This is a genomic window from Bacillus alveayuensis, from assembly GCA_030812955.1.
GTDB classification, from domain to species: Bacteria; Bacillota; Bacilli; order Bacillales; family Aeribacillaceae; genus Bacillus_CB; species Bacillus_CB alveayuensis.
Genome location: JAUSTR010000004.1, coordinates 165,619 through 188,575 on the forward strand (window position 1 = coordinate 165,619; position 22,957 = coordinate 188,575).

Annotated in this window: 26 protein-coding genes; 13 read left to right on the forward strand and 13 right to left on the reverse strand. The window is 35.8% G+C overall.

Annotated elements, in window-relative coordinates:
• Window positions 1-84: 84 nt before the first annotated feature.
• Genes J2S06_RS07735 through J2S06_RS07750 form a run of 4 tightly spaced genes read left to right on the forward strand, consistent with a single transcriptional unit; the run spans window position 85 to window position 3,134 of the window.
• Window positions 85-1,212 carry a glycosyltransferase family 4 protein gene (locus tag J2S06_RS07735; RefSeq protein ID WP_044749030.1) on the forward strand — a complete coding sequence of 376 codons (1,128 nt, stop codon included), beginning with the start codon at window positions 85-87 and terminating at the stop codon, window positions 1,210-1,212.
• Between the two features lie 32 nt (window positions 1,213-1,244).
• Entirely contained in the window at window positions 1,245-2,300 is a 1,056-nt protein-coding gene (locus J2S06_RS07740; protein WP_419151891.1) for a CotS family spore coat protein, read from the forward strand.
• The gene (locus tag J2S06_RS07745; RefSeq protein ID WP_419151892.1) at window positions 2,300-2,920 is read left to right on the forward strand and encodes a hypothetical protein; all 621 of its coding nucleotides are present in this window, start codon (window positions 2,300-2,302) and stop codon (window positions 2,918-2,920) included. Before J2S06_RS07740 ends, J2S06_RS07745 begins: the two co-directional genes overlap by 1 nt.
• A 43-nt stretch (window positions 2,921-2,963) precedes the next feature.
• On the forward strand, window positions 2,964-3,134 hold the full coding sequence (locus J2S06_RS07750) for a hypothetical protein (RefSeq protein WP_419151893.1): 171 nt from the start codon (window positions 2,964-2,966) through the stop codon (window positions 3,132-3,134).
• Between the two features lie 47 nt (window positions 3,135-3,181).
• Here J2S06_RS07750 and J2S06_RS07755 read toward each other — a convergent pair whose 3' ends face one another.
• Genes J2S06_RS07755 through J2S06_RS07765 form a run of 3 tightly spaced genes read right to left on the reverse strand, consistent with a single transcriptional unit; the run spans window position 3,182 to window position 6,557 of the window.
• Window positions 3,182-4,324 (reverse strand): glycosyltransferase family 4 protein, encoded by a 1,143-nt coding sequence (locus tag J2S06_RS07755; RefSeq protein ID WP_419151894.1) that lies wholly within the window; start codon window positions 4,322-4,324, stop codon window positions 3,182-3,184.
• A complete protein-coding gene (locus tag J2S06_RS07760) occupies window positions 4,321-5,277 on the reverse strand; it encodes an NAD-dependent epimerase/dehydratase family protein (RefSeq protein WP_419151895.1) in 957 nt (318 codons plus the stop codon). Before J2S06_RS07760 ends, J2S06_RS07755 begins: the two co-directional genes overlap by 4 nt.
• Entirely contained in the window at window positions 5,277-6,557 is a 1,281-nt protein-coding gene (locus tag J2S06_RS07765; RefSeq protein WP_419151896.1) for a UDP-glucose dehydrogenase family protein, read from the reverse strand. The genes J2S06_RS07760 and J2S06_RS07765 overlap by 1 nt, the downstream gene beginning before the upstream one ends.
• 218 nt (window positions 6,558-6,775) lie before the next feature.
• Between J2S06_RS07765 and J2S06_RS07770 the strand changes: the two genes are divergently transcribed.
• Entirely contained in the window at window positions 6,776-7,582 is an 807-nt protein-coding gene (locus J2S06_RS07770) for a UTP--glucose-1-phosphate uridylyltransferase (protein WP_419151897.1), read from the forward strand.
• A gap of 267 nt (window positions 7,583-7,849) precedes the next feature.
• Here J2S06_RS07770 and J2S06_RS07775 read toward each other — a convergent pair whose 3' ends face one another.
• Window positions 7,850-8,119, reverse strand: a complete 270-nt coding sequence (locus J2S06_RS07775; protein ID WP_419151898.1) for a hypothetical protein — start codon at window positions 8,117-8,119, stop codon at window positions 7,850-7,852.
• 251 nt (window positions 8,120-8,370) lie between these two features.
• Between J2S06_RS07775 and J2S06_RS07780 the strand changes: the two genes are divergently transcribed.
• Together J2S06_RS07780 and J2S06_RS07785 are read left to right on the forward strand one after the other, a co-directional pair.
• Entirely contained in the window at window positions 8,371-8,718 is a 348-nt protein-coding gene (locus tag J2S06_RS07780) for a DUF1360 domain-containing protein (RefSeq protein ID WP_419151935.1), read from the forward strand.
• Window positions 8,719-8,944: 226 nt separating this feature from the next.
• The gene (locus J2S06_RS07785) at window positions 8,945-10,033 is read left to right on the forward strand and encodes a glycosyltransferase family protein (RefSeq protein ID WP_044749022.1); all 1,089 of its coding nucleotides are present in this window, start codon (window positions 8,945-8,947) and stop codon (window positions 10,031-10,033) included.
• Between the two features lie 53 nt (window positions 10,034-10,086).
• Here J2S06_RS07785 and J2S06_RS07790 read toward each other — a convergent pair whose 3' ends face one another.
• A complete protein-coding gene (locus J2S06_RS07790; RefSeq protein ID WP_419151899.1) occupies window positions 10,087-11,172 on the reverse strand; it encodes a glycosyltransferase in 1,086 nt (361 codons plus the stop codon).
• 124 nt (window positions 11,173-11,296) lie between these two features.
• Between J2S06_RS07790 and J2S06_RS07795 the strand changes: the two genes are divergently transcribed.
• Window positions 11,297-12,391: a glycosyltransferase family protein gene (locus tag J2S06_RS07795; RefSeq protein WP_419151900.1), complete on the forward strand. Its 1,095-nt coding sequence runs from the start codon at window positions 11,297-11,299 to the stop codon at window positions 12,389-12,391.
• Between the two features lie 72 nt (window positions 12,392-12,463).
• Here the strand turns inward: J2S06_RS07795 and J2S06_RS07800 are convergent, their stop codons facing one another.
• The 3 genes from J2S06_RS07800 to J2S06_RS07810 all read right to left on the reverse strand — a co-directional run bounded on the left by J2S06_RS07800 (window position 12,464) and on the right by J2S06_RS07810 (window position 15,240).
• Window positions 12,464-13,300, reverse strand: coding sequence for a glycosyltransferase family 2 protein (locus tag J2S06_RS07800; RefSeq protein WP_419151901.1), 837 nt, complete (start codon window positions 13,298-13,300; stop codon window positions 12,464-12,466).
• Between the two features lie 291 nt (window positions 13,301-13,591).
• Complete coding sequence (locus tag J2S06_RS07805; protein ID WP_419151902.1) at window positions 13,592-14,404, reverse strand: hypothetical protein; 813 nt, start codon at window positions 14,402-14,404, stop codon at window positions 13,592-13,594.
• A gap of 161 nt (window positions 14,405-14,565) precedes the next feature.
• Window positions 14,566-15,240 carry a BMQ_0737 family morphogenetic spore coat protein gene (locus J2S06_RS07810; protein ID WP_044749018.1) on the reverse strand — a complete coding sequence of 225 codons (675 nt, stop codon included), beginning with the start codon at window positions 15,238-15,240 and terminating at the stop codon, window positions 14,566-14,568.
• Window positions 15,241-15,553: 313 nt separating this feature from the next.
• Here J2S06_RS07810 and J2S06_RS07815 point away from each other — a divergent pair, with 313 nt between their 5' ends.
• The 4 genes from J2S06_RS07815 (at window position 15,554) to J2S06_RS07830 (ending at window position 17,188) form a co-directional block, all read left to right on the forward strand.
• Window positions 15,554-15,907: a hypothetical protein gene (locus tag J2S06_RS07815; protein WP_419151903.1), complete on the forward strand. Its 354-nt coding sequence runs from the start codon at window positions 15,554-15,556 to the stop codon at window positions 15,905-15,907.
• Between the two features lie 250 nt (window positions 15,908-16,157).
• Entirely contained in the window at window positions 16,158-16,391 is a 234-nt protein-coding gene (locus J2S06_RS07820; RefSeq protein WP_419151904.1) for a hypothetical protein, read from the forward strand.
• 104 nt (window positions 16,392-16,495) lie between these two features.
• Window positions 16,496-16,615 (forward strand): YjcZ family sporulation protein, encoded by a 120-nt coding sequence (locus J2S06_RS07825; protein WP_419151905.1) that lies wholly within the window; start codon window positions 16,496-16,498, stop codon window positions 16,613-16,615.
• A gap of 312 nt (window positions 16,616-16,927) precedes the next feature.
• Window positions 16,928-17,188 carry a stage VI sporulation protein F gene (locus J2S06_RS07830; protein WP_044749015.1) on the forward strand — a complete coding sequence of 87 codons (261 nt, stop codon included), beginning with the start codon at window positions 16,928-16,930 and terminating at the stop codon, window positions 17,186-17,188.
• 29 nt (window positions 17,189-17,217) lie between these two features.
• Here the strand turns inward: J2S06_RS07830 and J2S06_RS07835 are convergent, their stop codons facing one another.
• Window positions 17,218-19,488, reverse strand: coding sequence for a UvrD-helicase domain-containing protein (locus J2S06_RS07835; protein ID WP_419151906.1), 2,271 nt, complete (start codon window positions 19,486-19,488; stop codon window positions 17,218-17,220).
• A 376-nt stretch (window positions 19,489-19,864) separates the two neighbouring features.
• Between J2S06_RS07835 and J2S06_RS07840 the strand changes: the two genes are divergently transcribed.
• Window positions 19,865-20,086 (forward strand): hypothetical protein, encoded by a 222-nt coding sequence (locus J2S06_RS07840; RefSeq protein WP_419151907.1) that lies wholly within the window; start codon window positions 19,865-19,867, stop codon window positions 20,084-20,086.
• Window positions 20,087-20,249: 163 nt separating this feature from the next.
• Here J2S06_RS07840 and J2S06_RS07845 read toward each other — a convergent pair whose 3' ends face one another.
• The 4 genes from J2S06_RS07845 to J2S06_RS07860 all read right to left on the reverse strand — a co-directional run bounded on the left by J2S06_RS07845 (window position 20,250) and on the right by J2S06_RS07860 (window position 22,860).
• Window positions 20,250-20,930 (reverse strand): DUF421 domain-containing protein, encoded by a 681-nt coding sequence (locus tag J2S06_RS07845; RefSeq protein ID WP_419151936.1) that lies wholly within the window; start codon window positions 20,928-20,930, stop codon window positions 20,250-20,252.
• Window positions 20,931-21,091: 161 nt separating this feature from the next.
• Window positions 21,092-21,514 (reverse strand): GNAT family N-acetyltransferase, encoded by a 423-nt coding sequence (locus J2S06_RS07850; protein ID WP_044749032.1) that lies wholly within the window; start codon window positions 21,512-21,514, stop codon window positions 21,092-21,094.
• A complete protein-coding gene (locus tag J2S06_RS07855; protein ID WP_419151908.1) occupies window positions 21,514-22,032 on the reverse strand; it encodes a YjcG family protein in 519 nt (172 codons plus the stop codon). The genes J2S06_RS07850 and J2S06_RS07855 overlap by 1 nt, the downstream gene beginning before the upstream one ends.
• Before the next feature lie 105 nt (window positions 22,033-22,137).
• On the reverse strand, window positions 22,138-22,860 hold the full coding sequence (locus J2S06_RS07860; protein ID WP_044749011.1) for an alpha/beta hydrolase: 723 nt from the start codon (window positions 22,858-22,860) through the stop codon (window positions 22,138-22,140).
• Window positions 22,861-22,957: the final 97 nt, after the last annotated feature.

Sequence of the window (22,957 nt, forward strand, 5' to 3'; positions counted from 1 at the left end):
AAGATGTCAAGAACAAATCACAACTACGTACCATTTTCCGTAATCTATGTTAAAGGGGAATTTTGACTGAAATGGAGGTAGCATATGAAAATTGCGTTAATAGCTACAGAAAAATTGCCAGTCCCAGCTGTTAAAGGGGGAGCCATCCAAATATATTTAGATGCGGTTGGTCAAATCATCGCCCAAAAGCATGATGTGACGATTTTTTCTATTACCCATCCAGAACTAGCGGAAACGGAAAAGACAAATGGTGTCACATATGTTCGTTTTCCAGAACCGCAATATATTGAATCCATCACTCAATATATTAAAGAACATAAATTTGATGTGATCCACGTATGTAATCGCCCTCTTTGGATTGAACCACTACATGAAGCTTCACCTAACACGAAATTCATTTTAAGTGTTCACAATGAAATGTTCGCAAATGAAAAAATAAGTGAAGAAAAAGGGGCAACATGTATTTCACTTGTTTCAAAAATTGTAACTGTTAGCGATTATATTGGCTCAACAATCAAAAATCGATTTCCTCAGGCAAGCAATAAAGTACAAACCGTTTATTCTGGTGTCAATGTTCATCAATTTTATCCAGCGTGGACACAAAAAGGAAGAGAAATGAAACGCCAAGTGCGAAGCAAGCTAGGATTGGAAGGGAAAAAAGTCATATTATTTGTTGGACGATTAAGTAAAGTAAAAGGCCCGCACATTTTGCTGCAAGCATTACCAAACATTATTAGTAAACACCCAAATGCTGTTATGGTCTTTATTGGTTCAAAATGGTTTGGAGAAAATGAAATCAATAACTATGTTAAACATTTATACACACTTGGGGCACTGTATCCTGAACATGTTCAGTTTATTAATTTTGTAAAACCAGATGAAATTGCAAGTCTATTTGCAATGTCTGATCTCTTTGTATGCTCATCACAATGGCAAGAGCCGTTAGCTCGGGTTCACTATGAAGCGATGGCATGTGGTCTGCCGATTATTACGAGCAAGCGTGGAGGAAATCCTGAAGTGATTGAGGAAGGAAAAAACGGTTATGTAATCGATGACTTTGAAAATCCAGAGGCTTATGCAATGGTCATCAATACTCTATTAGGGCAAAGCAATCAACTCGAACTAATGGGAAAATACGGCAGGCAGAAAGTAGAGCAATCGTTCCAATGGAATCATGTAGCAGCCAATTTAATGAGAGTCTATGAAAATTAAGATGGTGTTTAATGAAAGGAAGGTGTAAATCGTTGACTGAGCAAATCGACAATAGGAATGTCATTCAAAATGTTCTGGATTTATATCCTTTTAACGTTCAAAATGTATCATTAATTTCAATGAAAAGCGGAAGGACAACATGGTTAGTAGATACAGACGAAGGTCAAAAAGTTTTAAAAAATACACAAATAAAGCCTCAAAAAATGCTCTTTATTGCTGAAGCTCATGAACATTTGCAAAACAATGGACTTTCAATCGCGAAAATCCATCGAACAAAAAATGGAGCTATTACGGTAGGGGCAGAGCAATCAGCATTTGTTTTATACGATAGAGTAGAGGGCAATGAGGTCATTTATTATAACGAAGAAAAACTGATGGAAACCATGACGTTTATGGCGCAATTTCATCAGCTTTCCAAAGGATATGTACCAAACCCTGAAAGCAAAAAAAGAGGAAGACTTGGCAAATGGCATAAGCTCTATCGCTGGAAGCTTCAAGAATTAGAAGGGAACAAAAAGATAGCCCAAAGTTTATCTACAGATCCATTTTCCATGATGTTTTTAGAACATGTGGACAATATGCTGCAAAGGGGAAGAGAAGCTCTACAAGAACTAGATGAAGCTCCTTATCAAAACTGGACGAGAGAATGGATAGAAGCTAGTGGATTTTGTCAGCAAGATTTTACGATAGCTCGATTCATTGATACGGAAGATGGTTTATTTATGAAAGAATTACATTCAATTACGTATGATCTCCCCTCAAGAGATATCCGCATATTAATTAACAAAGTGATGAAAAAAATGTCGATATGGGACTCCGAATTAGCGCTGAAAATGATTCGTGCCTATCATTCCGTTCACCCATTAACCGAAGATCAATATAAAGTGTTATGGACAGATCTTAAATTTCCACATTTATTTTGCTCGATTATTCATAAATACTATTTAGGTCAAAAAGCATCTTGGTCTGATGAAAAGTATATGTGGGCATTGCAAAATATTATATCGCTGGAAAATTCAAAAAGTGAATTTTTAAATCAAATTCCTGTATTGGTAAAAAGTATAAATGATACGAAGGAGGGAGAATAATGCAAGAACAAAATGGTAAGGATTTAAACATTCCAACAGTTGATATTCGAAAATATGCGTTTTCTCCTCCTGGTCCGATGGGATGGAGCTTTCAAGAATATGAAAAATTGTTAGAAAATCCAGATGAATCTTTAAATCAACAATCTCAATTTTCTATTTTATTAAATTCACTTCAAGATACAGAGCTTACCGAATTACCTTCTCACACAAAGCCTTTGGAACAACCCGCACCCACCGATTCGAATTCCCAAAATGGCGAGTCAGAATTACCTTTATTACAAAAATCAGGGGAAGAGGTGAATAATATGGAAAATATAGAATGGACAAAAGATATTGAAGAAGAAATTACGTTATCGGAAAACGATGACTCAACTGATGTAGATCATATCTTGAGTTCAACAGAGATCATCAATGAGGAAGAAATGTTAAGTCAAGAAGAAGTGTTCGACGGAGAAGATGTTTCGAATCAAGAAGAAGCAGAAGAAGATGCCAACCAGGAAGAAAAGGCTAGTGAAGAAGAAAATCTCAATCAAAGAAAACCACGTGATATTTTTATTACCGGTAAAAGAAGAAAACAGAAAGCTAAAGCAAAAATAGGATCTAATATAGTATTTTTTTAAAGGACAAAAAGGGCTGATTCAAACATCCGTATATTCGTAATGTTTGAATCAGCTTCCTTTTTTACGAATAGATGAAACCGAGAGATTGAAGTGTGAAACCGAGAGATTGAAGTGTGAAACCGAGAGATTGAAGTGTGAAACCGAGAGATTGAAGTATGAAACCGAGAGATTGAAGGGTGAAACCGAAAGATTCGAGCACGAACCGAGAGATTGAATCGCTAAATCGAGAACTTTGTGCACCAAACCGAAGGACTAGACCATTTATTTCTGTTTCATGGCTTTTTCGTAAACAGATTCAAGTCGAGTTGCTGTATGTTCGAATTTGAAGTTCATTTCAGTAAGTAGTCTTCCATTTTTCCCGAACCTTTGACATAATTCCGGGCTGTTCAGAAGGAAATTTATGCATTTGGTAAAGCTTTCAACTTGATAATAATGATCAATGACGAGTCCGTTAAAATCGTGAAAAATAACTTCTGCATTGCCGCCTCGATTCGTCGTAATAATCGGGAGCTGGGCTGCCATTGCCTCATAGTGAATACGTGCTAACGGTTCATGCCATCGTGAGCTGCAAACAAGAACATCCCCAGCTAATAAGATGTTCGGAATGTCTTTTGACGGGACGAAATTTGTAAAAAGGATATGATTTTTAATTGGTGCAGCTAGTTCATATAAGGAACGAACGTAATCATTCACTCCGTTATCACTAAACCATTTGCCTCCGACTATCACTAAAACAGCATTAGGATGTTCCTTAATGACATCGTACATCGCTTTGATTAATAAATCTGGTCCTTTCGTTTTACTTAATCTACCGACAAATAAAATCACTTTCTTCTCATCTATTTGTAGCTTGTTTCTAATTTGCTGTCGAATGGCTTTCCCTTTTTGTGATGAACGTAGCGGATAGTTATTGATATCAACACCCGAATATACGACTGTTGTTTTTTCTTTTGCTTTGGGATAACGGTCAGTCAGTGTACGCTTAATATATTCACTAACCGTCGTAAAGGCATTTGTGTACTGAATAGCTTCTTTCGCTTCAGATTCAGCGATCTTAAGTGGTGAAAACATATCATTATGAAGACTTGTAATGATGATGCTGTTAGGTGATGCATGATGAATCTTTTTGACCTGTTTTGGCCGATTAAATATGTGAATAAGATCAAAGGAATGTTGCGACAAGTCTTTTACAACATCGTTGTAATAATTCACTTGTGGAAAGCGTACATATTGAATGCCATTTTCAATGCTTTTTGCCGGTAATTGTGGTTCTACGATGGAGTAAATGGTTAATGAATGTTTTTTCGCAAAATAAGGGGCGATGCCATCAATCATCAACTGAATGGCTCCCCCTTTTATAGCAGGTGAGGGAAGTTTTTCTGTGCAAATAAAGGCAATTTTCAAGCTTTCCCCTCCTTGATGATGTCTTGAATGTATAGAATTTCTTTCATTAATCCTTCCTTTAACGAAACAACTGGATGATAACCTAAAATGTTTTTGGCAAGTGTAATGTCAGCATAAGTATGTTTCGGTTCCCCATGTACTTTTGGTTGATATTGAATCGTTGCTTTTTTTCCTGTTATTTGTTCTAATAATTGAATGACTTCGTTCACAGAGGCACGTTCTAATCCCCCAATGTTAAAGGTTTTTCCCTTTGCTTGATCGTTGTTGATAGCCGAAATGATGCCATTTACACAGTCGTCGATGTACGTAAAATCACGGGATTGAGTTCCGTCACCGAAAACAGTAATTGGCTGATCTTGTAGTAATTGCTTAATAAAAATATGAAAAGCCATATCGGACCGTTGTCTTGGACCATAGACAGTAAAAAAGCGTAAAATGACAACGGGGATTCCGAAGCTTTTTTCATATAAACGGCATAAATGCTCACCAGCAAGCTTTGTCACACCATATGGAGACAGTGGTTCCGGAAGCATATTCTCTTTTACTTTTCCGTTTTTTTGTCCATATACTGATGACGTCGAGGCATACACAAATTTTTTGATCGATGAATTTTTTAAAGCCTCGAGCAATCGTTGCGTCACGAGAATATTGTTTTGAACATAAGGCTCAAAATCATTTCCCCAGCTAGTGCGGACACCAGGTATACCCGCTAAGTGAAAAACTATATCAATGTCAGAAAGAAGTCCCTTTAAATCTGTAATATACAAATCTTTTTGTTGAAAATGAAAGCGAGGGTGATTCAATAGAGGTTCTAAGTTCTTGTTTTTGATTTGAATGGAAGTGGGACCGATAAACTGATCGACGCCAATAACCGTAAAATGTTCATTCTCTAACAATTTTTCACATAAGTGAGATCCGATAAATCCAGCTGCACCTGTTACTAAAATATTCATTACCTACCCACTCCAATGTACGTAAAACCGTGTTGTTTGATTACATCGGGATCTAAACAGTTCCGGCCATCTATAATGACTTGACCTTTCATGAATTGTTTCACTTTCTTCCAATCAAGATTTTTATGTTCATCCCAATCGGTTAAAATTAACAATCCGTTTACATTTTTCATCGCCTCATATGGACTACGAAACTGTAGAATGTGTTTTAATTCGTTTGACAACGTTGCTTTCGGGTCATAGGCGTGAATCGTATACCCTTTTTCGTGAAGTTCTTTCATGATTTTAATGGCTGGAGAATAGCGAATATCATCGGTATTTGGTTTAAATGCAATTCCTAAAGCAGCAAGTGTACAAAGTGTATTTGGAAAGTGTTCTTTCACTTTCTTTAAAAAATAGTCCGCTTGTGCATGATTAACCGTTTGCACAGCTTTCAGTAAATGAGGATGAATGTTTTTCTTTTTTGCACTAAATTCAAGGGCCTGTAAATCTTTTGGAAAGCAAGAGCCGCCATAGCCGATTCCTGCCTGAAGAAAATGGGGGCAAATTCGAGGATCAAGACCGATTCCTTTTGCTACATCGTTAACATCGACATCGTATTGATCACATATTTGAGCCATTTCGTTAATGAAAGAAATTTTCGTAGCTAAAAAAGCGTTTGAGGCATATTTAATCATTTCCGCTCCACTTAAGCTCGTCACAACAAATGGGGCATTGATCCCTTCATAAACGGACTTCATAATCGAAATAGACTTATGATCCTCTTTTAGCTTTCCAATAACAATCCGATCAGGATTTCGGCTATCATAAACGGCTGATCCTTCTCGTAAAAATTCTGGGTTAGACACTATAGAATACAGCTCTTGATTTACTCCATTTTGTTGTAGTCTTTGATGACATTGAATATTTGTACCTGGAGGCACAGTACTTTTAATGACAATCGTTTTATAAGAGTTCATATATTTAGATAATTCATCAAGTGCATTAAAAAGATAAGTTAAGTTGGGGCTACCATCATCATTTGAAGGAGTGCCAACAGTAATAAAAATAACTTCAGCTGGCTCTATTGCTTGTTTCATGTTTAGGGTAAAGGATAAACGGGTTTTATTCCGCTTTAAATAATCCTCAAGGTCTGGTTCATAAATCGTTATTATTCCCTTTTGTAAGGAGTTGATTTTATTTGGATCGTTATCTAAACACGTTACATGATGACCGATATCAGCTAAAACAGCTGCCGTTATTAAACCGACATATCCTGTTCCAATGATGCAAATATTCATGCGTTTACCCCTCTCTAAAGCATTGTTCGATCTAAAAGAAAAAGAGTTTCCTTTCTCTATAGCCTATAGCTAATTTAGCTTAGTTGTGACAGTTCCCAATGCCCAATTGTTACAACGAAAGTTGATACGATTTAACCCATTTTCTTATGGACAATTTCCGATAACGTTTCATAAAGAATAAAATATGTTTAAAAGAGTGAAAGGTGGGGCAATGAATTGTGGTAAAAAAAGCAATCATACCGGCAGCTGGATATGGAACGAGAAGTCTCCCCATTACAAAAGTAATCCCGAAAGAAATGTTTCCGATTGGGGTTAAGCCTGCCATCCAGTATGTTGTTGAGGAAGCGCTTGATTCAGGTATTGAGCATATATTAATCATTGTTTCCCGCTCTAAAAGCATGATTGTTGACTATTTTGATGAATCGTTAGAGCTCGACACGTTTCTTGAACAAAGCAATAAGCAACATCTAAAGTCTAAATTGCAAATTCCGAAAAATCAGCTTCATTATACACGACAGCCATACGCAAAAGGATTAGGAGATGCCATTCGTTTAGGAGAAACGTTTATTGGTGATGAACCGTTTGCTGTATTATTACCAGATGATATTATCGTGTCAGAAGAAAAGCCCGGTTTAAGAGAGTTAATACACGTATTCGAACAAACCGGTTCATCTGTGATCGGATTGAAAGAAGTTGAAGAAAAATTTCTTCATCAATATGGTGTAATAGGTGGAACGAAAGAGTCGGAAGGGATTTATAAGATTCAAGAAATGATTGAAAAGCCAAAAAAACAAGCTCCTTCAAACCTAGCGGTTGTGGGAAGATATGTGTTGAATCCTTCAATTTTTTTTTACTTAAAAAAAATAAATCCTGGAGCGGGGGGAGAATTACAATTAACAGATGCCATTAAAGAGCTCATTAAAAAAGAAATTTGCTTCGGAAAAGTGTTAACAGGTGATCGTTATGACATTGGAAATGTAAACGATTATATTAACATCGTAAACTTAATGAAGCCAGACAATTAGTTGTTGCTTTTTTTCAACATGGCTATTTTCGTAAACTTTGTTGTTTTCCGACTGTCCATGAACCCACTGGTCGGACAAATCACAGTTGTCCGACCAGCGACTTTTGTTCGGTCACTCTATAGCGTGACATAGCAAGCGTATCACTTGCCTATGACAGTCGAAAAGCAATAGTAAAGCAACAATCTTTTAGAAAAGAGAAAAAGTTAAAGCGAAGTCCAACGCTGTTAGACTTCGCTTTTTATATTCTTATTTCATAATGATGAAACATTATTCGTCTTCCTCCATCTTTGTTTTTGACTCTGGGGTATCTAATGAAATGATCTCATGACTCGATATGGTGAGATCTTTTCCGCCTTCAGGATAAAATCGGTCTACTTGTAAAGTTGCTTCTTTCGTTTCTTCATCATACTCTTCAAAAGATGCTTCATAATAGATGTTATCAGTGGTTTCAACATTCACTTCCGTACCCGGTTTTAATTGTTCTAGTTGTTTTCGAATGGGATTATCATACTGAAAAATGACTTTAAACTTCGCCATTTTATCTCTCCTCCTTACTTAGACCTATTATATGTTTAATTTACATCTGTGTTTGGATATTGGCCCATTTTCTTAAGGATTTTAAGTATTCGTAAACGGAACGCATTTTTCCAAAAGGCCATCATAATTATGTATAGAACCCCTTATATATTAATGCTGTTTTCGTAAACTTTGTCGCTTGCCTGACAGCCGAAAAGCTATGGTAAAGCCAATCTTTTAGATAAGAGCCTATAATAAAGGAGAGAATAGCACTGAACGTTTTTCATTTTGTATTACTTGTTTTCGCAAGCTTCCGGTTAACGAGATTAATGGTTTACGATAAAATCACAGAGTTTATGAGAAGACCTTTCCATCGCATCGTCGAAGAGACGCTGCCAGATGGAACGAAAGTGGATTATATTGAAATCAAAGGGTCAGGAATTAGGAAATGGATAGGTGAATTGCTTAGCTGTCATTGGTGTACGGGCATTTGGAGTGCCACTTTCCTTTATGCAATGTATCAATATTATTATGAATTAGCACAACCACTGATCATCATACTCGCAATTGCTGGTTTGGCTGCCTTACTGGAAACAATTGTAGGAAAAATATTGGAATAATGGAGGCTGGTCTAAAAGTGTCTAAACTCACGCGCTGTGGTGTCTGACACTACCAGCCTCTTTTTTGATTATTGAAGGAACAAAGAAGGACCTTATTAGTTGGATGAAGTGATATGAAGGAGGGGGAAAGCTTATAAGGACTGTGGAACGAATTCGTATACTGTTTAACTAATTTAACGCATACACTTAAATTAGATGATATTAAGGAATAAGGGGAAGAGAGCGATTGATTTCATTTATCGTAGGGCGAAATTTTGGTCATTTAAACCGATGTGTAGCGACGATTTCTAAGTTCCGTGAAATAAACGATGAGCCTATTAAAATCTATGCCTTCCCGCATTCATTTGACTGGTTACAAAAAAATTTACCTTATGCAGAGCTTAAACAAATAAAATGGGATACATTGCAAAAGGATCAAGAGAGGATATTTCATTCTAAGCTGATCGTTCATGATTGGCGAAAAGATGTTACGAAACTGAAGGAGAATCGAAATCAAGATTGTATTATAACCGGAATTTATCATAGTGATTTAATCGTTTCAAATCAGGACAGTCCATATATAAAAAATTTCAAAGCCATTACGAGAGAAGTAGCGAATCAGTCGACTGATATTTTTTTTCATATGAATCTCAAAGAGCCGAATGAAATCCCTGATTTATCAACTTATTATGTACCAATTCCACTTATATGTCGTGATATCACACTTGAACCAAAAGAAGTCAAGAAAATTCTTGATATTCCAGAGGAAGAGCCGTTTATTTTAGTTCATATGGGAGGAGGCGTTGGGCCGAAGAGGTATAAGTATATCGAAGAGTGGTTTACGAAAATCAATCATATGAAAACGTCTTATCGACTTGTTATTGCCAATCAATTCGAGAACGTTCCATTTCCATTTCATTCAAATATTATTCAAGCTCCATTGTTTTATAATGGAATTAATCTTGTGAATGCAGCAGATCTCGTTATTAGTAAACCTGGAATGGGAATATTAATGGACTGTATTTCAACTCGCACCCCTCTACTAGCTCTGCCGGCGGATACAGATGAGCGTGAAGTCAAAAATGTCATGTTAAAAGAACTGATTGGAAGTGATATTTGTTTAGCTTACGAAAATTTTTCATCAATCGATTTGACAAATCGCATCGAAGAAATTATGAAATATTCACAAAATATGATACAATCTTTTCAAAATGTCCCAACGAATGGTGCTGAAATTGCAGCAAATGCTTTTTCTTTACTTAGCGGAAAATATTGTCAAGATCTTCCGGAATTGTATAGGGAAATATTAGAGCTGACACCATTTAAAGTATACTAATGGATCGTGGCTTATCATTGTCAAAAACATAACATGAAAATGGTGTCAGACGATTACTTATTCTTACATTCATTGATTATATTCGTATATAAGAACTCAAGTTGTTGAACCTGTTTTTGTAAGTGAAAGTCTTTTGTTACAATTTCCCGTCCTTTTTTTCCCATTTCATACCACTTGTTTTCATTTTGAATCATTTTTATCATCCATTTGGCTAAATCTTGGCTATCGTTTTCTTCAGCCAAAAAGCCTGACTGTCCGTGCGACACGAGTTCAGGGATTCCGGCATGCCTTGTCGAAACAACCGGTAGACCACATGCCATTGCTTCTTTTAATACATTCGGTATTCCTTCTTGATTTCCGTTGTAATCAGTATGGCTAGCCAATACAAAAAAGCTGGCATTTCTCATTTCTTGAGCCACTTCACCATGTGAAATCGCCCCAAGCAGTTTGACTTTTTCAGTTAGATTGAGCTTTTTAATTTGATTTTCTAATTTTTCTCGAAGTGGACCATCACCAGCAATTCGAAGTTTGACATGCGGAACGTTTTCTGACACGAAAGAAAATGCTTCAATTAAAAGATCCATCCCTTTTTTATGAACGAGTCGACCAACGGAAAGAATGATTATCTCCCCATCATGGGGCTTCTTTTTTGGCTCAAATGGAAAATGATGAATGTCAATTCCACTATAATGAACAACGATCTTCTCTTCAGGACATCCGTATTCCATGAGAATGTTTTTCATATATCTTGATGCTACGGTAAACAGTTCCCCTTCTTCAAATAAGTCTTGAATTCGATCACGATAATATTTTTCATAGACTCTTTGATTAGAAGGGAGGTCAAACCCATGGAAAGAAGTGATCATTGGTAAATTTGCTTTTTGTTTCACTTTTAGCACATTGATTCCTGCAATTCCAAAGCGAGCGTGAATAAGGTCAACTTGATGGTTTTGAACATGGGATAACAAATCTTTTTTTCTTTCATATTGTATGATTGGTTCAAAAGGGAATTTATCTAAATTCACAAGCTTTTTCGTAAAAACGACAGGGGAAAATTTTGTTAAATTCACTAATTCATTGTAAATGAACGTCTCACTAATCGGTAGGTATTCCGTTCGAACAACCGCAACTTTTCCCATTTTTCTACCTCCTAGAGACCATAATCTTATACTTATGTATTCCACTGATAACTGTTTTGTGACTTTCGTATATTTGGATGCATACATTAGTGAAGGGAATACGACTGGGCAAGGAGAGGGAAAAATGATTTCTTATATTGTTGGGCGAAACTTCGGTCATCTTAATCGGGCAGTTGCAATCATTGAAAAGTTTCATGAAGCGAATCAGGAAGAGATCGTTCGCATTTATACATTTCCTCATTCGTTTTCATGGATAAAAGAAAATATACCATTTGTTGAGCTAGATTGTTTTAAGAAGTATAAAAAATATTCACAGCTACAAAATGAAATTCGTCACTCGAGCCTTATTATGCATGATTGGCGAATGGAAGTTAGAAAGCTAAGGTCTGATCGAAAAGAATTTGATGCTATTATGGGAGGCATTTATCATAGCGATCTTAAAATTTATGATGATGATATGATAGAAGCTCGAAATTTTAAAGAATTTATTAGGAACACAGCAAACGAAACAACCGATATTTTTTTTCATATAAACCTTGTTCAGCCAAATGAAGTTCCTGACCTTTCCACTTTTTATGTTCCGATTCCGCTTATTGCCCGCGATGTGACGATGAGTGTAAATGAGGTTAAGGAATCTCTCGGCCTGCAGCCTGATGAGCTGTTTCTATTAATTCAAATGGGAGGAGGAGTAGGTCCGAGTAAATATAAATATACAGAAGAGTGGTATGATAAGATTAATCAACTTAGACTTCCCATTCGCATTGTCGTAGCCAATCAATTTGCAGGACTTCCATTTCCATTTCATGCAAATATTATTCAAGCCCCTCTTTTTTATAATGGAATTAATCTCATTAATGCAGCGGATGTGGTGATCTCAAAGCCAGGTATGGGGATTTTAACGGATGCGATTGCTACCAAAACCCCTCTATTACTTCTTCCTCCAGATGATGCAGAACGACAAGCAAAGCACGATATGCTCCAAAAAATAGTCGGAAGCGATATTGGAACAATTGAAGCAAACTTTTCGAAAGATGATTTATCGAGGCGGATAAATGAAATATTGGATCAAAAAAATAAAATTACGGAAGCTTTTCAAACAATCCCAGATAATGGAGCGGAAATCATGTCAAAAGCGATAAATTTATTGTGCGGAAAACCATTAAACGATCTGCCATTCTTGTATGAAGAAGTATTAAAATTAACGCCTTTTTCCGTTTGAAAATAGTAGTGTCAGCATCCTTTAAAAGAAAATTCGAGGGTGCTCGTTCCAATTCAATGATGAAAACCCTCATCACAATGGATGAGGGTTATCGTCATTTTGCTTCATTTTTGGAATTAATTCGGTTCGTAGCCATCCTTTTTCATTTAAATAAAATTTTGGGGTATATTCATCTCCCCATTTTTTTAAATAATGCTGAATGAACTCTTTTTTTAGTTCGACATATTTATGTTGATTTTTATAGGAAGACTGTCTTTCATCCGTTATACGATTTAGATTATATAGGTATTCATTAACCCAAAGGAAATCATATTGCTCAATTAATTTAAATTGAATTCTTCTATCTTCCATGTACCGTCCATCATATTGATCATGGATCTCCCAGCCTCCAACCTTCCGTAAACAATCCGTCCGATAAAATCTTGGGTATACGGTTGAGTGGCATAAAAATTCATATTTTTGTTCTTTCGAAAAAGATCGCTGTTTTACTAATTTAAAATGGTCCTTTGACTTCCACTTTTTGTGATTACTGTAGGCAAGGGCGACATTTTCATCGGCATTTTCCATGGCTAAAAGTAGCGTTTCTAATGCGTTATTTTCTAACCAATCGTCACTATCAAGCTGTACCATATATTTCGTATCAACTATTTTTAAGGCGATATTTAAAACACGACAAATTCCTAAATTTTTAGCTAGACGGTAATAGTCAATACGATTGTCTTTTTTTAAGAATGGTTCTACTGTTTTCATCGTATCATCTGTAGAACCATCATCGATGATCAGCACTTTCCAATTTTTTAAAGTTTGATTCAACACACTGTTGATTGCTTTTTTAATTAAATGGGCACGATTATAGGTCATGATGACAACGGTAACTAATGGATCTGATGCACTTGACAATATATTCACCTCTAATTCTCCGATATGAGAGGGAGGATTTTCCTCACAAGAAACAATAAGCAACTACTTTGTTAGTTTATTCTTTAAATGAAGTTTAGTTCCTGTCACCGCACAATCTTTTCTCAAATGATCCGAGAGAGGCTACTTATGAAACACAATCAGATTATGGTTATCGAAACTACAAATGTTATAAACTTTAGAAGAATCATTTTTTAAACAGGCTGTTTTTCGTCAACTTTGCTTGCCTGACAGTCGAAAAGCTATAAATATAGTAGAGCAAATTCTTTTAGAAAAGAGCCTTTAAAAATTTATGACGACATTATTTAACGCATGCGTTCCATTAGGGATTTCTTTACCATAAACGAAGCCATCGATGATCACACTATTTTGATTGTCCGGTTTTTTCAATTTGACTTCAAACCCAGAAAATGCAATCGTTTCATTTATAGGGAGCTCCTTAACCCCAATTGGTTTTAGCCAATATTCTCCTGTTTCTCTCACTTTTTCCATCCAGTTTTCATGTAAAAATTCCCATTGTAAAATAGGTGAATCCATATTGAAATCTCTTTTATTTTTCCTATTCATGACGATTTTCCCGCTTAGATTTCCCGCTTCTTTCGGAGAGATGCGAAGACAAAGGATGATATCATTTAACGGTTGGTTTCCTGAATTTTGGATGATAAAATCCCCAATGATGCTAATGGCATCCTCATCCTTAGAAGGTAAGATAATAGAATAAGAAAAATGGGATTGAAGGGAATAAACTGGTTCAATCTTTTTTTCTTCTGTTTTTGGCTCTTCCTTTCGTTGTAGCTTCATTATCATTAACTCTTCTTTTTGCTTTTTTTCTTCTTCCAACTCCACTTCCATTTGTAAAAGCTTTTCTTCTAGCTGGGCAATTTTTTTCTCATAGTTTTCGATATTATATTTTTGTATATCAACGAGCTTTTTTTGCAAATATTGATTACGAGCACGTTCTTTTTTGATTTGTTGTTTGAGCTCTTCCATTTTCTTTTCATAATTAGCAGCTTCTGAACGGTAGTGTAATATTTTTTGTTCGAGCTGTAAAAATCGATCTTTATTGGCTTTTTGTTTAGAAGGATCATGCTCCATAAGCTTTCCTCCTTTAGCGTTTCGTCGTATTGATTTTCATCGCTTTGTTTTACATGTTGTTAGAGAATATTTCTTTTACTTCATATGTATGTCATAAAAAAGGATTTCATTTCATAAGAAAAATAAAGGCTGCTGGGAACAGACAGCCTTGAAAAGGTATTTTATCGAGCTGGGAAAACTTCTGGACATTGTGGAGGGAATTTTTGATCAGGACAAATATCAACGCCGCGGATGTCTTCTTCACGTGGTTTACAAATTCTTGCTTCCACTTCTAATTTTACGTCAGCTTCGACTTGTACGTCTAAGCAAAGGGTGATGGAAATATCCAATTGTTTAAAATCATTTGTACAAATGAGGGAAGCGTCACATTCACTAAATGTTACTTCACATTCAACGTCTGTTCCATCTGGCGCACAAAGAATAAAGGTTTGAGCTGTTACGAATGTTATAGGTTTTTTCGATCTGCAAATAACTTTATCATTTTCATCTAAAATCGCTACATTGGCTTGACCTTTTACTAATACCTTTACTTTTTGAAGTTTTACTTCGTCCCCATTTGGCAGTGTTACAGTTACATTTAAACGTCCATCTGGCTGGATGATTTCCTGGCAAATGATGGACTCTTCATCGATTTTACAAACGACCGTAAAATCCTCCGGGTCGTTTTGTTCGTCTAAAAATTTACAAATATCATCGATCGTTGACCCATCACACTTAAAAAAGTCTTTTAGATGATCATCAGATTTACTGATAACTGGTAGGTCTACTTGCCGAGTTACCCAGTCAAACACTTTGCGCGTCTTAATACAAACTTTTTCTTTATCACGATGACTCACGTCTTTTCCTCCTAACTTAAGAATTTCCCATATAGGTATCGGGTCTACTGTATTTTATGAATAAACGTATTTTATGTGCCCGTGATATTAGCGGATTTTTTGTGCGAATGACATAATGGACTAGCCTTGTGAATTTTTATTAATATGGATGTTAGTTTTCTAAAGGCTGTTTTGTAAACTTTGTTGCTTTTCAACGCACGCTATAAGCGTGGCATAGCAAGCGTGTCGCTTGCCTGGACAGTCGAAAAGCTATGGCAAAGCAACAATCTTTTAGAAAAAAGCCTTAAAAAAAGAAAAGAGGGAGTGGATTTCATTGAATAAAAAAGAATCTGAAACCATTAAAATATTGAAGGGAAGAATCAAGCACTTGCAGGCTGAACTCGCACGTGCACAAGCAAAGCTGATGGATTATGAAGAAAATCGGACAAATATGAATGTGAAACGAGTTGAACAATTAGAAAGTGAAAATATTGTTTTAAAGGAACTGCTTTCAAAATACGAAAAAATCAATCTTGACCATTATGATCAATTAGTAAAGGAGAATAAGGAGTTAAAGGAAAGATTAAAAAAGCTGGAAGAAAAAGAGATGATCATGGAAAACAGCGACTCAACTGATTCTTGGTTTATAAACAATTTAAAATCGCAAATGAGGAATCCGAAAAAATAACGAAAAGATAGTTGTTTTGCTGACATCAAAAAGATTTTCCTTTTCATATGCTAAAAGCAAGAAGGGGAGATGAAAAATGAGAAGGATTTCTCAAAAAAATCATTCATCAGTAGTGTATAGCTCTTCCCGAAAGCAGCAGAAACCTTCTTTAAAAAAGAAAAAAGGTGGATGCGGTTGTGGGACAAAATATGTAAAACGAACTTAATCCCCTCCATTGGGGATTTTTGTTTGGAATTCAGGTGGTGATCAAATGGATAAATTTGAAAAAGAATTATCAAAATGGTTCCAAGAGGTTTATAGGGAGCACGACCAAGTGCAAAAAAAGTGTGATCAATGGATGCTTGAAAAAAATCAGGAATTAACCCAATTAGAGAAGAAAGCAAATACGTTCGAAAAAGAAATGGAAAAAAGTGCGAGTAATTTGGAAAAATGGCTTCAAAAACAACGGGGCAAATGGAAGGAATGGTTTTCTTATGTTGATTAAAGGTGTTTCATAAAAAATCCACGAATGCCTTATACATGTATCTATTCCATTTTATGCTTGAAAACATACATTATAGTAAAGAAACAAGGAGGAGGTGCAAAGAAATGAGCTATGGCTGCTATGGATATGGGTATGGGTATGGAGGAGGATATGGCAACAGCTTCGTATTAATCGTCGTTCTATTCATTTTATTAATCATCGTAGGTGTTTCTTTCGTTCACTAATCAAGCCTTACGGGAAACCTCTCCCGTAAGTATTCATTTTTTACAACAAAATTTTATTAAATGGTAAATAAAGGTGAGTGCTGACAACAGGATGGAGAGTCCACCCTACATGAAGGGGGACTCTGTTTTTCCTTTCGTAAACATTGTTGCTTTTCAACTCACGCTACAAGTGTGGCATAGCAAGAATACCGCTTGCCGTAGTATAGTAAGCAACAATTTTTTAGAAAAGAGCCTTCCGAATATCTGTTGCTTATTTGTCACTCTTTTTATCCAAAACTCATAATATAAAACAACATGTGAGGTGGAAAAAGTATGAATAATAAATTTTTCAAAAACATAGAAAATAAAACCGGTGTTAACATGAAAGAAGTATTTGAATTAGCAAACTCTTTACAAAATGCGAACTTTAAAGATGAAGAAACAGTTCGCGGCGTTATTAAGCGTGTAGCCCAATTGGCAAATCGAAAAGTTCCAAAGGAGTTAGAAGATAAAATTGTTCAATCCATTGTCAATGGGAAAGAACAGCTTGATTTTAACACGATTGCAAACATGATGAATAAAAAGAATAAATAATAAAAGGACCAGGTTTAAAGAAGCCTGGTCTATTTGTGGTAGTTAAGTAAATGTTTGATAAAGCGCGATGGGTTGGCCATTTTCCCTCTTCTTGTTTCCAATACTGAAATGGCGACAAAGCGTTTCGCCCGTGTAATGGCGACATATAATAAACGACGATCCTCCTCTAATGAATCATTCTCACCATTTCGATATTGTTCAAGAGCGAAATCATGCGGAAGACCGCCATCAACCGCAGCAAGAATATACACGTTTTCAAACTCTAGTCCTTTCGCCCGATGGATGGTCATTAATTGTATTCCATGAGGTGTTGACTCCTTTTTCTTATCTTTCGTTTTAGCAATTATATGGTCAATATGTTCTAAAAATGATTGAACAGTTTGGAAGTTTTTTGCTACTACTTTTAAATCATGAATTTCATCAGAGCCTTTTTCAATTTTATTGCCTTCATGACCTCGTTTTTTAAGAAAATCAGCAAATCCTAAATCTTTTTCAATCACATCAAGGGCATGAATCGGTTTCATCCTTTTTAATGTAGGTAAAATTTTATTGACTTTTTTTAGCTTTGCCATTTGAAAGGCTTGTAGTCCTTCCAATTTTAACAATGCTTCGAGAAACGAACAGTCCTGTAAAATCGTGATCGCCTTTAAATCTTGAAGGACGGATTGTTTAATAAACATGGCGGAAAGAAAATCGCCCATTGCTAAAAAGTCATCAGGATTTACACTTAAACGTAAAAAAGCCAAAATGCATTTGACCATTTTCTTTTCATAAAAGGATTCATAATGCTTTTCTAACTGGAAGGGCATACTCGATTCACTTAATCGTTCAAAAATTGCCCGTGACATTGAATGGGTTCGATAAAGAATGGCAAAATCATTTGGGTTTGCACCTTGTTCTATTTTCTCCTTTATATCTTGGACAATCATCGTTGCTTCTTCTTCCTCATCATATGGAAAGAAAAATAGAGGCTTTTCTTCATTTTGAAACTGTGCAAATACTTGCTTTCGGTAGCGATTTTTGTTTTTTTCTATAATAGATTGAGCGCAAGAAACAATTTCATGACTGGAACGATAATTTGTTTTCAGCTGAATGATTTTCGCTGACGGATAAGCTTTTTGAAAATTTAAGATAATGGTTGGATCACTACCGCGGAAGCTATAAATCGCTTGATCATCATCACCGACAGCAAAAACATTTTGGGAATGGTTTGATAACATTTTCATTAATTGAAATTGCACAGGATTAATGTCTTGAAATTCGTCAATAAAGAAATGATGAAATCTTTGTTGGTATTTTGCTAATAATTTAGGATTTGCTTGAAAAAGCTCATAGCATTTAATCAGCATATCGTCAAAATCAAATGTATGATGCTGTTCTTTTTGGTGTTCGTAGTGCTCATAAATTTGTTTGATTTTTTGCTCCCACTCGTTCGTTGCTGTCACTTTTTCTGGTGTTATCATCATATTTTTCCAGAAGCTAATTTGCTGAAAAGCTTGATCAAATTGGAAATCCTTTTCTTCTATGCCCAATTCTCGCAGCTTCAGATAAATATATTGCTCCTTCTGCCAACTCCATTTTAGTAAACGTGACGTATCCTTCCACATTGGATTGTGATGACATAAAATTCGATAAAAAATACTATGGAATGTACCAGTAAGGGGAAGATTAGAATTGATATTCTGTTTTTGTAAAAAGGCGGCGATTCGCTCTTTCATTTCATGTGCTGCTTTTGTCGTAAAGGTAACGAGCATCATTGAACGAGGATCTATATTTTGGCTAATCATACGGACAGCCCGTGCTGCTAACACTCTCGTTTTTCCGCTTCCAGCACCTGCAAGCACTAAAACAGGACCATTAGTAGTCTCAACAGCTTTTAGCTGATCGGAATCTAGTGAAAATTCATCGTCAATGTTTCTTAATTGATGCATATGAAAAGGCTTTTGGATCACCGCCTTACGAGTAGGCTTCCATGTTGATGCTACGGGATGATTATCCTCTTTTTGAATGCTTCGTTCTTTTGGGAGACGAAAACCGCCTGTTTCAACATATTCTTCTTTTATAATCGTTTGATGGGCTTCTTTTTGTTGCATGATGTTTTCATGACAATTTTGGCCAGCATTAGGACTTTTATGATAAAAATACGGTGAACGTTGGATTCCAATATAAAGAGCCACTTCATTTCCACAATGAAGGCAAAAAACTTCGCTATTTTTTGCTGCTTTATATAATAATGGATACTCGCTTCGATGTAGGGATTTTAAATCAATCGATCGATTTTTCCATCTTGCTTGTTTCAATGGTGAACACTCCCAAATGTCTTTCAATCAAAGATTTGTCAATATGTATGAAATATACGACATAAAATATGGTAAGAATATTGATAAAAGGCTCTATTCAAAAAGATTGTCGCTTAACTATAGCTTTTCGGCTGTCATAAGCAAGAGACACAGTTGTAGCGTGACGTGAACCGAACAAAAGTCGATGGTTGGACAAATGAGGTTTGTCCGATCACGTACTATGTTCGGTTCATAGACAGTCGAAAAGCAACAAAGTTTACGAAAACAGCCTTATGAAAAGACAAATTTAATCATAGCAAAATGTTGTGAACGTTTAAAGTGTTTACAAGGATTTTCAATACTTTTGGCGAACATTATATAAGAGGGGGTGGAGGAAGTGGGCTATATTTTACCTTTCCACTTTTATACGTATACGGACTACCACCTAAGAATATTGAAAGATAAATTTGATTATGCAAAATACTTTCCAGCGCATAAACTATACAATGAAAACAAGCCTTATCAAGAAAAATACGATTATATTCCAGCGGAGAGAAAAATGCCAAAGAAAGTCAAAACGATGATCGGTAAAGGGCTTCATATTGACGTATATGTCTAAAAAAGCTTACTCAACGTTTGTACGTGTAACGAATTTTCAGGCTGAATGAAAACTCATGTCTCGAGGCACAATCCCGATGAGGAGCGGAGTTACCAAGTACGGTAATGAAGCACGATGCGGGCGAAGTAACAAAGAATACAAGCGTTTGCGGGCAGTCTGAGGCTTACTCGTACGTTTGTACGTGTAAGCCTTCCTTTTCATTCCATTCTGCATAAAAAACATCTTCATAGCGATGAATATTGTGCTTTTGCAACTCCTTTACTAGCCAATTTTCATTGAAACCAGCTTCTTTTACATTGTCCCAGACAACTTCGCCATCAATAATAAACGTTCTCGTTAAGTAGACATTTGTTCCATGAATTTGAAAATCTTGGCGAAGGGGATAATCGTACGGTGGTTTCTTTAATACACTGATCGTTCCATCGGTTTCCAATATGGCATATTCGACCTCTTTAATAGAAAAAGCTCCTTTTGACCGTAATAAATGTTGTAATTGATTAATGTCTAATTTATTTTCCTTCATTTGCTTTTTTAAGATTTTTCCTCTATTAATGACAATCGTAGGCTGTCCTTCAAGAAATGCTCTTGAACCTTTCCATTTTTGGGTAATCCGTTCTAAAATAAAAATGAGCAGCCCCCATAAAAAAACGGCAAAAATAATTTTTCCAAAACCATCTTTTTCGTCAAAAACGGCATTTCCTACTAATTCTCCGAGAACTAAAGCAGAGATAAAATCAAATGTTGTAATTTGATTTAATTGTGTTTTTCCTAATATTTTTGTCACAAAAAACAGGGAGATAAAGCCAAAAAATAAATCAATGCCAATATGTAAAAATTCCATGATCATCACCTTTTTTGGTTGCTAATCATAGCGTTTACAGAAAAGAACGAAATTATGTTAAAAAAGTTTTCATGAAGAAAGAATAAATTCGCCTAAATTGTCTTTATTTTTCAGTTGAAAATAAAAAAAGCCTGCGGTAAAGCAGGCATAAAAATATGTATGGTTTAAAGAGTTTTCACCATCGTAACATGGGGAATACCAGCATCGGGAAAAACATCGGAAACCGTTTCGTAGCCTAAGCGTTGGTAAAAAGCTTCTGCGTGGGTTTGCGCATTTAATTTAACGGTTTTTAATCCTTTTTCTTTTGCAATCGATTCTAGCTTTTCCATGATCATCGTACCCGCACCTTTTCCACGGTACTCAGGTAAAACACAAATTCTTTCAAGCTTTCCAACATCATCGATGACTCTAAATCGTCCCGCACCGATTGGCTTTTCATCATCGTATAAAACAACATGTGTTGACTTGTCCTCATATTCGTCAATTTCTAGTTCGATTGGCACCTTTTGTTCCTCCACAAATACTTGATGCCTTACAGTTAAGGCATCATCTAATTGTGGTTTGTTTTTTGCAATAACAGCTTTTATCAATCTTCATCCTCTCCTAAGAGGAAAGTTTCATAAACGGTCCATGAACCATTTTCTAATTGATATAAGATATGGAAGCGATCCACTTGCTCTTCATGTTTAATATCAAGCATTTTTAAACGTCCTAATACATCTGAATGCTCATCGTTAGACATTTGCTGCCCGATGGTGATGTGTGGAACAAAGGCATATTCAGGCTGTCCTTCTAAAACCCCATTATGCATCAGTTCGTGCAACTGAATTAATTCAGGAACGGGATCGACTTTTAAGTAAATGACATTATTAACAGGTGCAAAGGAGCTAAATTTGTAAACAGATAATGTAAATGGTTTCACTCGCTTAGCAATTTTTCGTAATTCATGGATGATGTCATTTATTTGATCCTCATTTGCTTCGAATGCTGCTTTTAAGGTTAAATGCGGTGGAACGAGTGCATAATGTGGATCATAACGTTTCCGATAAGAGTTTGCAATATCCTGCAGTTTTTTGGATGGGAAAATGACTATTCCATATTTCATGGTGAGACCTCCTCGATAGATGATTGTAAAATCATTATAGCAGATGAAAAGGAAGAAGTATTTTATGATTTTTGAATGGATTAAAATTTCTAACCTTTTACATTTTTAAAACATTTTCTTTAATGCCTCTTTAAGTAAAGGCTGCCAATACGTCCAACGATGATCACCATCAAATTCTTCATATATAACAGGAAACCCTTTTTCCTCCATTAATTCGTGGAGCTTGCGGTTCGGTGTAATAAAGTCTCTCACTTCCCCATTTGTTGTCTCAACTTCTGTTTCTTTTTTCCCAATTTGATGATAGATAGATAATAAAGATGGAGTTTGAAACTCTTTTACCGCATGAATCACTTTTTCATTGACGAATGGCGATTGCATGATCACTTTTCCAAATGTATTTGGATAACTGAGCGCAGCCATTAAAGACACAGTAGCTGCCAGTGAATCTCCAATTAAAGCACGCCCATGTCCCATATGAAGGGTTGGAAACTTCTCATCTAAATAAGGGGCAAGCTCATGCGCTAAAAAACGGATGTAAGCATCGAATTGCTCTCCTTCTGGATGATATTTGCGGCGGCGATCTTGAACATTTTTATAAGGAATTCCAATAATGATAACGTTTTCTATTTCTTTATTATTTAATAATTCTTCAGTAAACCGCGCAATCCTGCCAAATTTAAAATAATCTGCTCCATCTTGGACAATAAGCAAATGATACTTATATAGCGGCGAAAAAGTCGTCGGCAAATAAATCAAAAGTTGGACTTCCCCTTCTAATTGTTGGCTAAAAATTGTTTCTTCTTGAATTGGAGCTATTTTTTGGACCACTTTGATTCCCCCATGAAGTTGTTTGTATATTTTAAGCGTTTCCATTTATTTTAACATGAATTCTTATAAATTGCTGTTAACAGAGATACAAAATGAA

Bases quoted from the DNA above. Each gene is read 5' to 3' on its own strand.
- J2S06_RS07855 (WP_419151908.1), bottom strand. From the start codon at position 22,032: ATGAAATATGGAATAGTCATTTTCCCATCCAAAAAACTGCAGGATATT.
- J2S06_RS07825 (WP_419151905.1), top strand. From the start codon at position 16,496: ATGAGCTATGGCTGCTATGGATATGGGTATGGGTATGGAGGAGGATAT.
- J2S06_RS07790 (WP_419151899.1), bottom strand. From the start codon at position 11,172: ATGGGAAAAGTTGCGGTTGTTCGAACGGAATACCTACCGATTAGTGAG.
- J2S06_RS07735 (WP_044749030.1), top strand. From the start codon at position 85: ATGAAAATTGCGTTAATAGCTACAGAAAAATTGCCAGTCCCAGCTGTT.
- J2S06_RS07820 (WP_419151904.1), top strand. From the start codon at position 16,158: ATGGATAAATTTGAAAAAGAATTATCAAAATGGTTCCAAGAGGTTTAT.
- J2S06_RS07830 (WP_044749015.1), top strand. From the start codon at position 16,928: ATGAATAATAAATTTTTCAAAAACATAGAAAATAAAACCGGTGTTAAC.
- J2S06_RS07775 (WP_419151898.1), bottom strand. From the start codon at position 8,119: ATGGCGAAGTTTAAAGTCATTTTTCAGTATGATAATCCCATTCGAAAA.
- J2S06_RS07795 (WP_419151900.1), top strand. From the start codon at position 11,297: ATGATTTCTTATATTGTTGGGCGAAACTTCGGTCATCTTAATCGGGCA.
- J2S06_RS07765 (WP_419151896.1), bottom strand. From the start codon at position 6,557: ATGAATATTTGCATCATTGGAACAGGATATGTCGGTTTAATAACGGCA.
- J2S06_RS07745 (WP_419151892.1), top strand. From the start codon at position 2,300: ATGCAAGAACAAAATGGTAAGGATTTAAACATTCCAACAGTTGATATT.
- J2S06_RS07805 (WP_419151902.1), bottom strand. From the start codon at position 14,404: ATGGAGCATGATCCTTCTAAACAAAAAGCCAATAAAGATCGATTTTTA.
- J2S06_RS07760 (WP_419151895.1), bottom strand. From the start codon at position 5,277: ATGAATATTTTAGTAACAGGTGCAGCTGGATTTATCGGATCTCACTTA.